At 60.4% G+C, this 13,631-nt stretch carries 10 protein-coding genes; all 10 read right to left on the reverse strand.

Annotated elements, in window-relative coordinates; translation table 11 throughout:
* A partial coding sequence (locus tag PMI37_RS01360) for an alginate O-acetyltransferase AlgF (protein ID WP_008077258.1) occupies positions 1 to 618 on the reverse strand: 618 nt, incomplete at its 3' end.
* Between the two features lie 14 nt (positions 619 to 632).
* Positions 633 to 1,808, reverse strand: a complete 1,176-nt coding sequence (locus PMI37_RS01365; RefSeq protein WP_008077260.1) for an alginate O-acetyltransferase — start codon at positions 1,806 to 1,808, stop codon at positions 633 to 635.
* Between the two features lie 10 nt (positions 1,809 to 1,818).
* Positions 1,819 to 3,384, reverse strand: coding sequence for an MBOAT family O-acyltransferase (locus PMI37_RS01370; protein WP_008077262.1), 1,566 nt, complete (start codon positions 3,382 to 3,384; stop codon positions 1,819 to 1,821).
* Between the two features lie 191 nt (positions 3,385 to 3,575).
* Entirely contained in the window at positions 3,576 to 4,700 is a 1,125-nt protein-coding gene (locus tag PMI37_RS01375; protein ID WP_008077264.1) for a mannuronate-specific alginate lyase, read from the reverse strand.
* A gap of 8 nt (positions 4,701 to 4,708) precedes the next feature.
* Positions 4,709 to 6,169 carry an alginate O-acetyltransferase gene (locus tag PMI37_RS01380; RefSeq protein ID WP_008077266.1) on the reverse strand — a complete coding sequence of 487 codons (1,461 nt, stop codon included), beginning with the start codon at positions 6,167 to 6,169 and terminating at the stop codon, positions 4,709 to 4,711.
* A 10-nt stretch (positions 6,170 to 6,179) separates the two neighbouring features.
* Positions 6,180 to 7,766 (reverse strand): mannuronan 5-epimerase AlgG, encoded by a 1,587-nt coding sequence (gene algG / locus PMI37_RS01385; protein ID WP_008077268.1) that lies wholly within the window; start codon positions 7,764 to 7,766, stop codon positions 6,180 to 6,182.
* 26 nt (positions 7,767 to 7,792) lie between these two features.
* On the reverse strand, positions 7,793 to 9,274 hold the full coding sequence (locus tag PMI37_RS01390; protein ID WP_008077270.1) for an alginate export family protein: 1,482 nt from the start codon (positions 9,272 to 9,274) through the stop codon (positions 7,793 to 7,795).
* On the reverse strand, positions 9,271 to 10,782 hold the full coding sequence (gene algK / locus PMI37_RS01395) for an alginate biosynthesis TPR repeat lipoprotein AlgK (protein WP_238552675.1): 1,512 nt from the start codon (positions 10,780 to 10,782) through the stop codon (positions 9,271 to 9,273). Before algK ends, PMI37_RS01390 begins: the two co-directional genes overlap by 4 nt.
* Positions 10,783 to 10,791: 9 nt before the next feature.
* A complete protein-coding gene (locus PMI37_RS01400; protein WP_008077275.1) occupies positions 10,792 to 11,961 on the reverse strand; it encodes an alginate biosynthesis protein Alg44 in 1,170 nt (389 codons plus the stop codon).
* 35 nt (positions 11,962 to 11,996) lie between these two features.
* Positions 11,997 to 13,478 carry a mannuronan synthase gene (gene alg8 / locus PMI37_RS01405; RefSeq protein ID WP_371924513.1) on the reverse strand — a complete coding sequence of 494 codons (1,482 nt, stop codon included), beginning with the start codon at positions 13,476 to 13,478 and terminating at the stop codon, positions 11,997 to 11,999.
* Positions 13,479 to 13,631 lie beyond the last annotated feature (153 nt).

Genomic DNA, 13,631 nt, shown 5'->3' on the forward strand with positions numbered 1-13,631 from the left:
CAGGCTGCTGCCGCTGCCGGTGACGTACAGCACCGCAGCTTCGCCGCGCTCAAGGGCGACCGGTTTTACGTCGCCGACTTTCTTGTCACCTTCGTACAGCGCCAGGCTGACTTTCACCGGGTTGATTTCCCGTTCGCCACGGCCCTTGGCGGCCACGTTCGGCACCACGTCGGTCTTGCCGTCGGCGGTCTTCAGGGTCAGCGGCTTGTCGCTGAGGTTCTGCACGCGCACCAGGGATTTCTGCTTGTTCTTGAACGGTGGCTCTTCGATCAGTTGCGGCGCGCCGGAAGCGTTGTTGACCAGGGTGTAGTAGTGGTCACCGGCGAGTTTCACCGGCAGGGTCTGGCTGCCGACCTTGGCACTGTAATCACCGCCCGGCATGAAGCTGAAGTCGCTGCTGGCCAGTGGCGCAACGTCGCTCAGGTTGGTGCTGCCGACGGTGGCGCTGACTTCAGCGTTGCTGGCGTTATAGACGCGCACGAAGGACGAGCCTTTCGGTGCAGTCGGGCCATAAAGTGCGGCGTCACCACCGGCGAAAGCTTGAACCGACAGCACGCTCAAACCTGCAACCAGTGCAATGCGTTTTGCGAGACGACGAGGAGTAGTAGTGAAAGTCATGGTGTACCTCTCTTTCAGTTTTGCGCCCGATCGGGCGTCTCGGATTTAGTGTTGATTGCTACGTTTTGTTGGCGCGCGCCGGCTTGTTTAAGCTCTGCGACCCACTGCGGGTCGGCGTCGCCGATTTCGTTGTTCACAGGCAGATATCGTTCAGGAAACTCCCAGATCAGCACCTGTGGCGGGCTGTTCTTGAAGTCATCGCTTTTTAGGTAGCTGAGCATCGGCAGGATCGGGCCGTGGCCGTCTTCGGCGTAGCTCACCACGTCGCTGTGCAGCGCTTGTTTCAGGGCACCGACGAAGTTCCAGTTAGGGTTGGCGCTGTAGCTGGTGCCGACCAGTGCCACCGGCACTTCATTGCTGGCGAACAGCGCGTCGTCACCGGCAGGCTGATCGCCAGCCGCGACGGTGTTGCGCTTTTGCAGCGGCTCTTGCGCCGGCATCAGGTTTTCAAACAGCGGATCGAGCGGCAGGAACAGACGCAGATCGCCCTTGTGCGTGACCTTCTCCGCCGGGGTGGTGACGAAGCGTTGCGGCTCGCCGCTCAGCGGGAACTTGTCGGCGATAGTTTTCGCCAGGGTGTTCGCGGCAATCTCGGCGCCTTCCGGCGTCCAGTGCGTGTCGGTGCGCAGGAACACTTGCTGACCGCTCTGCTTGGCCTGCTGGAACGGCTTGAGCAGGTCAGGGGCGAGGATCTTGTCGGCGGCTACACGAGCATGGAAATCCTGATAGAGATTTTCGTGAATGCTCGCCGGTTTCACTTCACCCAGATGCTCTGGGTACAGACGAACCTTGGCCGGCACGATCGCCATCACCAGTTTCACGCCTTTCGCTTTCAGGGTCTGGCGCACGCCTTCGACCAGCGCGTAGTTGCCTTGCAGGTTCAGCTCTTCGTTGACGATCGGGTTGAATTCCTCATCGCTGTACAACCACTGATCGCGACCGAGCACCACGCCCGGACGACCTTCGTTGAACAGTTTGAAATCCAGCGCGGCCCAGAGGTTGGTGCCCAGACGCTTGATCGGAAATTCATCGTCGTAGTGCGTTTCCACAGCCTTGGTCCAGCGGCCGTTGAGCACCGTTGCCTCGGCATTGGTGCTGAAGCCGAAGAAGCTGCGAACCGACCACAGACCCAAGACCAACAGGGTCACCAGGAACAGGGCGATGTAGAAGATGCGTAATGAGCGGGTCATGTCAGATCCCTCAGAACTGGAAGTAAAGGAACGGCGAGAAGCTTTGCGCCGAGAGTTTGAGAATCGAGGCGATGAACAGCAGCAGGATCAGACCGCGCATCACGTAGCGCGACCAGTCCGCGCTCCAGTAGGCCGGTTGCACCTGGGCTTCGACGCCGACGGTGTAGCCAGGTTCGTGGATGCTCGCCGGGTTTTCGCCAGGCGCGGCTTTGATCATTCCCGGAGTCGCAGTGGCAGGGCCGTTGGCCTCGACGTTGACTTCAGGTTTGGTTTTGGCTGGCGGTTGATTGGTGTACAGATCGCGCAGGCCGAAGAACGCCAGCGTCACGTACGCCACAACCAGAGTTGCCACTTGCAGACCGGTGAGGCTGGCCTGATTGAGTTCCGACAACGACCATTCACCGAAGCTGAACATCGCGCCGTACATGCGACCGGCAACGTGCAGGTTCTCGGCGCGGAAGATCACCCAGCCCATCACCACGAGCAGGAAGGTCAGCGCCCAGCGGATCGGATTGAGGCTGCGTGGCGAGGTGTTCAGGCCCAGCGCTTTTTCAATCGCCAGCCACATGCCGTGCCAGGCGCCCCAGACGATGTAAGTGATGTTCGCGCCGTGCCACAGACCACCGAGGAGCATGGTCAGGAACAGGTTGCGATAGGTCATCAGCGTGCCTTTACGGTTCCCGCCGAGGGTGATGTACAGATAGTCACGCAGCCAGGTCGACAGGCTGATGTGCCAGCGGCGCCAGAACTCGGTGATCGACTGGCTGATGTACGGCTGTTTGAAGTTTTCCATGAAGCGGAAACCCATCATCAAGCCCAGACCAATGGCCATGTCGCTGTAACCGGAGAAGTCGAAATACAGCTGCGCGGTGTACGCCAGCGCGCCAAGCCAGGCATCGCCGGTGGTCGGGTTTTGCAGGGCGAAACAATGGTCAGCGACCACCGCGAGGGTGTCGGCGATGAAGACCTTCTTGATGAAACCCTGCATGAACCGCGTGCAGCCCTCGGAGAACTTGTCGAGGGTGTGCGTGCGGTTGTTGAACTGGTCGGCGAGGTCGCGGAAACGCAGGACCGGGCCGGCAATCAAGTGCGGGAAGATCGCCACGAAGGCGGCGAAGTCGATCAGGTTGCGCGTGGCCGGGGTGTCGCCGCGATACACGTCGATGATGTAGCTGATCGACTCGAAGATGTAGAACGAGATACCGATCGGCAGCAGTACGTGGGTGAGGATGAACGGCGACAGACCGACCGACGTCATCATCGCGTTGATGCTGTCGACGCCGAAGTTGGCGTACTTGAAGTAGCCGAGGATGCACAAATCGACTGCGACACCGAGCAACAGCCAGCGCTGCGCCGGTTTGGTCCGTACGCCGGCGGCACCGACTTTGAGGCCGATCCAGTAGTTCCACAACGTGACGGCGGCGAACAGCGCGAGGAAGTCCACACGCCACCAGGCGTAGAACACGTAGCTGGCAATCAGCAGCAGCAGGTTGCGATAGCGTTGCCCGCTCAAGTAGTACAAGCCGAGAAAGATCGGCAAGAACAGAAACAGGAACACGTTGGATGAAAATACCATCCCGATCTCTCCATGTTTGAACCAACAGTCAAGGGCCAAAGCCCCCCCAAACCCCCCACGAAAAACCGGCGGGCCAACTCAAATTCGATGCCCCCTGTAGGAGCTGCCGAAGGCTGCGATCTTTTGATCTTGATCTTCAAAGGCCAGATCAAAAGATCGCAGCCTTCGGCAGCTCCTACAGGGTTGTGGTGTTACGAGCCCTTGTTGCCCTTTTCATGGGACGGGTCGTAGACCTTGGTCAGGTCGCCGCCGAGGCGGAAGGTCTTGAACGGCTGCATGCCGCGCTTCTTCTCGATGACATCCGGCGCACAGGTGTAGAGCGTGCAGAACGGTTCGAGCCAGGCGAATTTCATGTCCTCTTTCAGATCGGTCATGTCCTGCTCTTTGCCGTTCTTCTTCTCGAATTCATCCGGGTCTTTCACCCCCGACAACACCCGATCACCCAGACGCTTCAGCGCACCGTTGTTTTCCTGACGCAAATCGACCCCGTTGACCTGAGCGAAGCTGGCGATCATCGCCAGCGGCGGCAGCGCGTAGTTGTGGTAGGCGAGGGCGCGTTGCTGGCGCTTGAGTTCGTTCGGCAGGTAACCGTCGGCATCGACCTGATTGGCGCCGACCTTGTATTCCTTCACCGCCCAGTCAAACAGGTCGCGGCGGTTGGTCGCGACCGAGGTCGCCATCACCGACCATGCGGCCCAGTAGGAATGGTTGTTGGTTTTTTCCAGCGGCAGGTTGTCCCAATCGCTGACCACCTGATCGGCCATTTTGCTGAACCACGCTTCGATCACCTGCGCTTCCTGCTGATGCTGCGCCAGCGGATGCGAGTCGGAGAATTTCAGGCGAATGTACGAAGAGGCCATGCTGCCCAACGCCCATTTGCGCATCGACTTGCCGGTGTGGTTGAAGTCTTTCGACATCAACGCATCGGCCTTGGCCCACGCGGTCAGCCAGTTCAGCGTGCAGTCGAGCTGTTCCGGACGACCGTCGCGCATGAACTGCATCACCCGTTTGGCGGTGCCGCGTTCCAGCGTGGTGATGTCTTTGGTGGTGTCGCGGAAAGCTTTTTCCGACTGCACGTTCAGCGTCGAACGCGCCTTGTCCGAGCCTTCGTACTTGCTGCGAAATTGCAGCGGCCCGGTGTACGGCGCCGGCATGGCATCGCAGCCTTCGCTGTTATCGCCAGTCTTGAATTTATCCACAGGCGCGAAATAGCCCTGGGGTGGACGCAGTGGCGCGGCGGCCTGAGTCGCCCCGGCGAACATCGCCAGGCTCAGCAGCGTCGGCGCTAAAAGAGTTTTCAGTTTCGGAGTTCGCATAGCAGACCTCATTGCCCGACCTGAGCGGTTTGTTGCCCAGCGCCCGGGAATACGTTGCGTTTGCAGATTTTCGCTTCGACTTTCTGTGGCGCGGTACCCGCTTCCGGGCCCTGGACTTCGACCGCCAGCAGGTTTTGCGAGGCCCAGTCTTCGTCCGTGCGCAACTCAAAGGCGAAACGACCGTCGGTGTCGGAGGTTTCCGGTTTCTCGATCTTGATGTCCTCGTGGCGACCGTTCATGTACCAGAGGGTGGCTTGCAGGGTTTTCACCGAAGGGTCGGCGAAGCGGATGTCGACCTGATGGCTGCTGTTTTGCAGGTTCAGGTTCTTGCTGTTGACCAGCAGTTCTTGTTTGCCGCCAGGCTTGAGCGTGGTGCTCGCGGTCATCTGTGCATCTTTGCCTTCGCAGCCGTTGTCGAGAAGAGACATCATCTGGCGATAGATGGTTTCCTGGTCGAGGCGGTACAGCGGCGAGAATTCCCAGATGAGAATTTTCGGCGGGGTCTTCTGGAATTCGTCGCTGCCCAGGTACTGCAACATCGAACCTTCCAGACCGCCGCCAGGGAAGGCGACGTTGAGAATGTCGGCGCCGATGGCTTCTTCGAGGAAACCGGCGAAGTTGTAGTTCTTGCCGCTGTGCGAAGTACCGACGAGGGTGATTTGCGGATTGCCGGAATCACCGAACAGGTCGCCATCACCGGCCTCGCCTTTCGGCTCGGTGGTGAACTGATCCATGTACTGGATCGCGTAACTGGTGCCGCAGAGTTGCCCGGCCATGTTGTGCAGAGTGCCGGTCTTGCCCATGCGCCCGGAGCGTTTGGTTTCGAATTCACGCTTGGGCACGTCGGCGAAGGCCGGGATCTGCTTGACCTTCTCGGCGACGATTTTCGCCGTGCGCTGTGCACCGTATGGCGTCCAGTGTTGGTCGCCGCGGAAGTAGAAATCGTGGGCGGGCAGGGTGTCCGGCAGCGATTCGTTGGTCAGCGGCGACAGGTCCGGTACGACGTAACCCATCTTGGCGAAACGGCCGAGCATGGTCTTGTAGTTGCCCAGCGCTTTCTCGTAATCGAATGCGGCTTTTTCCTGCGGGTTGAGCTTGTTGCGGTTCACCAGGCCACGGGTTGGCTGGTAAACAATCACCAGCTCGACGCCTTTGGCCTTGAACGCATCGTGCAGCTGTTGCAGGCGTTTGTAGCCGGCCGGGGTGGTGTTGAACTCGGTGCGCAAATCTTCCTGAGTTCGGAACAGCCAGTCGCCTTGTGCCTGCACCAGCGTGGTGAAGTTCTGCTGATAACGCGTGGTGTAGTTCTTCGCGTCATGCGCCGCCGGGCACAGGTTGCAGCACGGTTCGGCGCTGAACTTTGGCGGCGTGGCGGCAGCGCCTTCATCGGCACGGGCGCCGTTGCTGGCCGCGAGAATGCCCACGGTCAGGGCCGACAGGCTGAGTAATTTGATCAAGTGTGGGTGCATAAAATTATCCTCAGTCCTGCATTTCGGTCTGGCGTTCGACAGGGTCGATCAGCACGGCTTTCTGCTGGCGCACCAGCAGGTCGAGAATTTCATCCTGGCGCTCGCCGAGGATGCCGTTGAAGCTGATGCCGCTGGATTTGGTCGGCGCCAGCATCGACACGCGATACAGCTCGACACTCAAAGGCGAATCGATCGACAGCGGGCCGCTGCCATTGGCCGCCAGCTCACCGCCAACCACGATCAGCGACACCTGCGCATCGAACGGATCGAGCTTGATGTCACGGTCGGTGTCACTCAGATCCTTGATGTGGCCGTAAACGCCGGTCAGGCCGTTGGCCATGGCGACGTTCTCGTAAAGGCGGATGTTCACGCTGTTACGAATGCGAATGCCGTGGCGTTTGTTGCTGATGACCTTGTTGCCCCACAGCAGATTGTCGGCGGACTCGTAGAGCGTGATGCCGTCGGTGTGGTTCTTGTAGATCTCGTTGTAAGCAATGATGTTGTTGACGCTGTTCCGGTCGATCACCAGGCCCGAGAGGTGGTTGTCGAAGCTCTTGTTGTTGAAGATGAAGCTGTCGTTGACCTCACGGGAAATAATGATCCCGTGCTTCTTCTTCGTGCCGTGCACAGTGTTCTCGGCAATGATCAGGCCGTGGGAACGGTCGTGCGGGTCGATGCCGTAAACGATGTTGTCTTTGTAGGTGTTGCCCTTGACCACGAAGTCGCGGGTCTCGTAGCAGTAGAAGCCGTACCACATGTCGGAGAACTCGGAGCCGACGATCCAGCCAGTAGGTTCAGGACGCTTGAGCACCTTGGCCATGTTCGGCGTGTACTGGGAAATACTCACGCCGTACGACTTACTGTTGGCGTAGCCGAAACTGGCCATTTTGCTGTTGACGATGTAGGTCTCGGTGCCGCCCCAGGCGAGCAGGAACGGACGGAATTCCTTCGGCGAACGGAAGGTCGCCGGGCCGTTTTCCTTCTCGCGCCAGCCAGTGATTTTGGTGTCACGCACGAAGAGCTGACCGTCGTTGACCAGGAACGAACCGGCCTCTTGCGACAGGCGCAATTCCTGGGTCTGGCCATCGATTTCGAGGATGCCTTTACGGCCAACCACGATCGGCAGCTTCGACAGGTACACGCCCGGCGAGGTTTCGCTGAAATACTGCTTGGGCAGTTTCTGCGCCAGATCCTTGAGGTTGATGTAGCCGTCGTCGACGAAGATCGCCTGCGGGATGCCGTGCTGACGCACCACCCATTCGGCCATCTTGTTGTCGCCGCCGATGAAGTCCTTCAGCGCGTCTTCCTGCATCATCCGGCGCACGCTGATCTTGCCCGGTTTGCTGCGGACGATCTTCGCCGCAGCGGCTTCGGCGGTGAAGCCGGAAATGTCCGGCAGTTTCGGCGCGGCCAGATTCAGCGCGTCGGTTGGCGCGCTGCTGACGGTGTAGGTCTTGGCCTGTTGCAGTTCTTTGGCCACGGTGGCCGGCTTGGCCGGTTGCGGCGCCGTCGGCTCTGCATTGGCGAAGGCGCCGGCGCTGGCCAGCAGCATCGCGCCGGCCAGCAGGCTGAGTGAGCCTATCCTGGTGCTGATCATGTCGGGCACTCCCTTGGCGGTTTGCATCAGAAGCGCCAGATCACGTCGATGAACGCGCGGTGCATGTACGAATCAACCTGCTTGCCGTAGGCATCGCCCGGTTTGAACACACCGCCACGGAAGCGCACGAGGGCCGAAGGCTCGTCGATCGACTGGCTCAACGCCGCCGGCAACAGGCCTTGCTTGAAGTACTTGGTGACGACCAGATCCATCTCCTGACCGAGATCCTTGTTGCCGTCTTCAAGCGGCAGCGAGGTGCTGGAAAGGATCGCGCCGGTGGCGTCGTCGGTGTTGTTTTCCACGGCGTTGATGCCGTTGCTGCCCACCGGCTTGTTGCCGTCGACACGCCAGAACTTGTGGTAGATCAGGCTGGCGTCGTACTCGTCGTTGACCATCCACGAACCGAACAGCGTGGCGGTCTGCATGTTGTTCATTTCGCCACGGAAGGCTTCGCCGAAACGGTGAACCCGCGAGCGCGTACCGGTGTAGTTGGAGCGGTTGCTCTCCAGACCATTCTGTTCGTAATCGGCGCTGGCGCGGGCATAGGCACCGCCGACTTGCCATTGCGGATCAAGGCGCAGGCGTACACCGATGTCGGTGGCCCAGCCGTTGACGTCATCGCTGCGCTTGGCTTGCGCCGGACGCGAACCATCGGCGTTCAGCGCGTTGACCGTGTCGCGGTCGCCGCTCATGCCGGTGATGCTGCCCCAGTAGTTGACGGTGTTGGTGTTGCGCCAGTTGTAGGCGTCGCTGTCGGCGGTCAGGCCGAGCCAGCTGATGTCGCCGTTCTCGGTTTTATCCAGCGAGTCGCGCGGCACACCCGGTTCGGCGTAATCGAGTTTGCCGTCATCGTGGGTGTGGTGACCGCGAATGCCGACCCACTGGCCCGGCGTCCACTGGTAAGCGGCATCGGCGTAGGCGTGCAGGCGATCTTTGTCTTTCGGCGCCAGCTCTTTCAAGTCGGTGCGGTATTCGCTGAAGCGTTCGGCGACACCAGCGTTGGCACGCAACAGGGTGGTGTCGAAGGTCCAGTTCAGCGCTTCGATGTTGGTGTCGCGCCATTGGCCGTCGTCATTGCGCAGGCGCTGGCGACCGAACTTGAGCATCTCGCCCGGGTATGGCGTGAGGCCGCTGTAGCCGACCCAGAACTCGCGCATCGCCAGGTAGTTTTTCTTGGTTTTGCGATCGCCGTTGTCGGTGGCTTGTTCACCGTCGGATTGTTGCAGGGTGTCGGTTTCGATGATGTCGGTCGAGGTCACGGCCTGGCCCATGGCGTAGGCGCTCCACGCGCCGCTTTCGCCGTAGATCCACGGACGCAGGTCGAGGCCGACGCCGTTGACGTCGCCGCCGCTGGCGGTACCGAGGTCACGGTCGTCTTCGGACTGGCCGGTGACTTTCACTTCGAGGCCGAAGTTCTTGGTTTCAGTCATCGCGGCCAGTGTCGGGCAAGACCAGATCAGCGCGAAAGTGAGGCCAATGCCGGCCTTCACGAATGGATTCAACTTCATAATTTTTCCTCGCCGTCTTCTTCTTGCAGGGCGTGCAGTTGCAGCGTGTTCTGGTTCAGAGCGCCACGGCTGGCTTGCTCCTGTTGCAGCAGACGTTGGGCTTCGGCCAGACGCTCGGGCGGCAATTGCGCGGCGAGGGTGGTCGCCAGCTCATCGGCTTGCGGGGTGTTTTGCGCCTTGGCCAGTTGGCTGAAGACGTAGGCGTTGAGCGGGTCGGGCTGGGTGCCCTTGCCTTGGGAGAACAGTTGCGCGATGGCGAAATCGGCGCTGTTCTGGCCGTTGCGCGCAGCGGTCAGCAAGTGGTCGAGCGCCTTCTGCGGATAGACCTTGCCGAGGTAGCCACGACGATAGATCTGGCCGAGGTAGTAGTCGGCGGCGACTTCGCGGCCGACGGCTTTCTGGAAATGTTCTTCAGCGACTTTGGCGTCGGCCGGGACCATTTTCCCCTCGTAGTAGAGCTTGCCCAGCAACAGTTCTGCGCGCGGCTGGTCAGCGGCGCGGCCGTTGTCGAGGTACTTCATCATCTGGTCGACGTCGCCCAGTTCCGGGTAGTCGTAAAGCAATTGCGCGAGGGTCACCCACGACGCCGGGTAGCCCGGAGCGATCGGCTCAAGCAGCGACTGCGCGGTTTTTTCGTCGGGCTTGCCCAGGGTCGAATCGGCCAACACACGGGCCACCGAATCGACGCGCTGCGCGGTGACGGTGCCACGGCTGTAACCGGCCTGCATCTGTTTGATCAACTCGGCTTGTTGCTCAGGCTGCGCGCGTTTCTGGTACACGGTGGCCAGTTCGACGTAGCAGATGTCGGTGGTGTTGAGCGCGGCCTTGCAGATCTTTTCCACGTCATCCAGGTGCTGGTCGTAGGTGCCTTGGGTGCGATACAGCAGCACTTGGGCCAGACCCGCTTCCGGGAAACCGGATTTGCGCCACTGATCGATCTGCTGCTGAGCGTTGATGTTGGGGAAGCTGTGCGGGTATTGCAGGTACAGCATCGCCAGCGGGATCAACGTGTTGCCTTCGCCGTTGGCGGCGGCTTTTTTCAGCAGGCTTTCGGCTTCCTGATGCTCGGCTTCGGTGGAACCCGGTTTCGCCACCAGCAGGCGACCAAGACGCGCCTGAGCACGCGGCGAAACACTGGCAGCGGCGCGGTAAGTCGCTTCGGCCTGTTTCATTTGCTCAGGGTCGCGGCTGTCGACCTGGATATCGGCGAGGCCGACTTGCGCTTCGCTGTAACCCAGATCGGCCAGTTGCTGATAGTTCTGCGCCGCAGTGGCAGTGTCGCCACGCTTGAGCGCTTCGTTGGCCAGACGCTGATCGGGCAGGCCGGCGCAACCGGCCAGAGACACTGCCAGCGCCAGCGAGCACACCACATGAACTCTGTGGGAGCTGGCTTGCCAGCGATTCAGGCGACTCGGTATTCCAGTTAAACCACTGTGATCCAATCGCTGGCAAGCCAGCTCCCACAGGGATCGCGGTGTTTTCAGGATGGGTGGAGTAGTCACAGGCATGTCCTCGACTTAAAGACCGGCAGCCATGGCTTTGTCGATCAGCCAGTTCAGGTTCGGGCCACGGTCGCTGTTCACTTCCACCGGGCGACCGGCGAGGCTGCTGTCGAGCGGCTCGTCTGGCTTGATCTGCACGCGGATGTCGGAGGACAGGTCTTCGCTTTTCAGGCTGGTGCTGCTGACGATCTTGCCGGTGCGGGTCTTGTCTTCGCCGGCGATCTGGAAGCTCACCGGAGTACCCGGACGCACGTCGCCGAACTGGCGATAGGAGAAGCGCGCATCAACGTTGGCCAAGGTGTTGCGCGGCACCAGTTGGAAAATCACGTCGCCCTTGCTCGCGTATTGACCGTCAGCCACCAGTTGCTGGGCCACGGTGCAATCGCACGGCGAGGTCAGGGTGCCGGTCATTTGCTTGCCGAACAGTTCTTCAACCTTGGCCGGGGACAGTTGATCTTCTTCCAGATGGCCCTTGAGCACGTCGAGCATGCTGGTGCTGAAGGTCGCCAGTGGCGCGCCTTTCGCTGCCACGCCGTCGGACTTGACCAGGCTCTGCACGGTGCCGTCGCGCGGCATGGTGATGTTCATCCCCGGCACGCTGACGAGGCCAGCCTGCGCGTGGCTGACGAAGTACATGCCGTACACCGATTTGAAAATGAAGCCCGCCGCGACCAGACCGACCGCGAAGATACCGGCGCTGAAGGTCACGGCTTTCAAACGACCGAACGGGGTCATGCCGGAGCCGCCGTCCTTGACCTTGCGCGCCTTGGTGAAGTTGTCGCGCTGCAGGGTCGCCAGCACTTCGCCGATGCTGACGATGTCGCCGGCCAGGTGCGAAGTGATCAAGTGGCGCAGGGTGGAAATGTCCTGTTGTTCCAGGTTCTGGAACTGGCAGCCGACGCGGCCGGTCGCGCGGTCGTAGGAACGCACTTGCAGTTCAACGTCCATCGCCAGGCCGAGGTTGTCGATGACGAATTGCAGACGCGCCTTGTACACCTCGCCGATGGTCAGCGGCATTTGCCCGGCGTTGAACGCCAGACCACCGGCGGACAGGTCGAGCACCCGCGCTTCTACCGGTGTCCGGTCGGGACCGAAGAAGCGCAGCTTGGCCGGGATTTTCACACGGGCGTGTTGGCGCTGGGCTTCGGATTCATGCACTACGTTGGCGTTGACGGCGGTATTCATAGGGGCGATTTCCTTGTTAATTCAATAGGGGCGGGTCAGACCATCATCAGCAGCACGGCGACGAAAATGCTGCCGGCGGAGAAGGTCATGGTCCGAGACGACCAGGTGTTGAACCAACGTTGAAAGCTGGCGAGATCACGGGTCAGGGATGTGGGTTGGCGCGTCCAGGATTGTTGGTCGAGGCGGAAGAACACGTAGATCTTCACCAGCGCGCCGACGATCTGGTTGTAGTAAAGAATCGCTGGGTAAGCCGGGCCGATCCGGTGACCGGAGCACGACAGCAGCAGGGTCAGGATCAGGCGGGTGATGCCGATCCACAGCAGGTAAACGAGGATGAACGCGGTGCCGTATTTGAAGCTGGCGATGATCGCCACGGTCAGGCCGAGCAGCGACGTCCACATCGATACGCGTTGATCGAACAGCACCACCGAGGTGAAGGCGCCGAGGCGTTTTACACCCAGGCCCAAAGCTCGCGAGTTCTGGCGCAGGTTGTTGCCGTACCAGCGGAACATCAGTTTGCGGCTGGCCTTGATGAAGCTCTTTTCCGGCGGGTGTTCAACGGTGTTGATCGCTGCGTCAGGCACGTAGAAGGTGTCGTAACCCAGACGCATCAGGCTGAACCAGCTGGACTTGTCGTCGCCGGTCAAAAACTTGAAACGGCCCAGGCGCCAGTGTTGCAGCGAGTCGCTTTCAACGTCGGCGATGAATTCCGGATTGGTGACCACAGACGCTTTGAATACCGACATACGCCCGGTCATGGTCAGTACGCGCTTGGACAGGGCCATCGAGCACATGTTGATGTGGCGCTGGGCGAAACGCAGCTTGTGCCATTCGCTCATGATGTAGCCGCCGCGCACTTCGCAGAATTCGTTGGTGGTCAGGCCGCCGACGTTGCCGAACAGTTGGAACCACGGCACGGTCTTGCGCACGGTGCCTTCGCCGAGCACGGTGTCGCCATCGATCACGGCGACGACTGCACGGTCGTCAGGCAGGTGACGGGAGATCGCGCGGAAACCATAGGCCAGGCCATCACGTTTGCCGGTGCCGGGAATGCGCACGAAGTCGAGCTTGACGCGCTCTGGCGGATTCATCCGTGCCCACAGCGCCTTGACCAGCAGCTCATCGGACATTTCCACGATCGAGCAGACCACGGTGGTCGGCAGTTCGCAGTCGATGGCTTCGCGGATCACCGAGCTGTAGACCTGCGCGGTGGTCAGCGCGTCGATACGGAAACTGGTGACCATCAAGAACACATGTGACGGGTCCGCCGCTTTACCCAGCTTGCGCACTTTGCGGCGCAGGTGCGGGTAAACGATGTAGAGAAAAATCATGCCGCGCACAAAGTGCGTTGCACCCATCGAATAGCGCCAGATACCCACGGCGCCAATCAGGAAAATGAAGTCCTTCGACTCGGAGTCGAATGTGGACGTGGGCAGCATCAAGGCCATGCCCATCAACAAACTTAGGTAAAACAGCCAACCGGCGGCCTGAAGTAGGCCGTGTTTTAGCCTGTGCATAATCTGCATCCGTCTCTATCTCGGGGCGGGCCCGATGGGGTTAAGGCAGGCTTACAAAAACTTGCAAGGACATGTAGGAGCTGCCGAAGGCTGCGATCTTTTGATCTTTCGCCTGGGATTTTGGTGTTCCCGAAAAGATCGCAGCCTCGTTTC

This window comes from Pseudomonas sp. GM80 (genome assembly GCF_000282515.1).
Taxonomy (GTDB): Bacteria; Pseudomonadota; Gammaproteobacteria; order Pseudomonadales; family Pseudomonadaceae; genus Aquipseudomonas.

Bases quoted from the DNA above. Each gene is read 5' to 3' on its own strand.
- PMI37_RS01365 (WP_008077260.1), bottom strand. From the start codon at position 1,808: ATGACCCGCTCATTACGCATCTTCTACATCGCCCTGTTCCTGGTGACC.
- PMI37_RS01370 (WP_008077262.1), bottom strand. From the start codon at position 3,384: ATGGTATTTTCATCCAACGTGTTCCTGTTTCTGTTCTTGCCGATCTTT.
- PMI37_RS01375 (WP_008077264.1), bottom strand. From the start codon at position 4,700: ATGCGAACTCCGAAACTGAAAACTCTTTTAGCGCCGACGCTGCTGAGC.
- PMI37_RS01380 (WP_008077266.1), bottom strand. From the start codon at position 6,169: ATGCACCCACACTTGATCAAATTACTCAGCCTGTCGGCCCTGACCGTG.
- algG (WP_008077268.1), bottom strand. From the start codon at position 7,766: ATGATCAGCACCAGGATAGGCTCACTCAGCCTGCTGGCCGGCGCGATG.
- PMI37_RS01390 (WP_008077270.1), bottom strand. From the start codon at position 9,274: ATGAAGTTGAATCCATTCGTGAAGGCCGGCATTGGCCTCACTTTCGCG.
- algK (WP_238552675.1), bottom strand. From the start codon at position 10,782: ATGCCTGTGACTACTCCACCCATCCTGAAAACACCGCGATCCCTGTGG.
- PMI37_RS01400 (WP_008077275.1), bottom strand. From the start codon at position 11,961: ATGAATACCGCCGTCAACGCCAACGTAGTGCATGAATCCGAAGCCCAG.
- alg8 (WP_371924513.1), bottom strand. From the start codon at position 13,478: ATGCACAGGCTAAAACACGGCCTACTTCAGGCCGCCGGTTGGCTGTTT.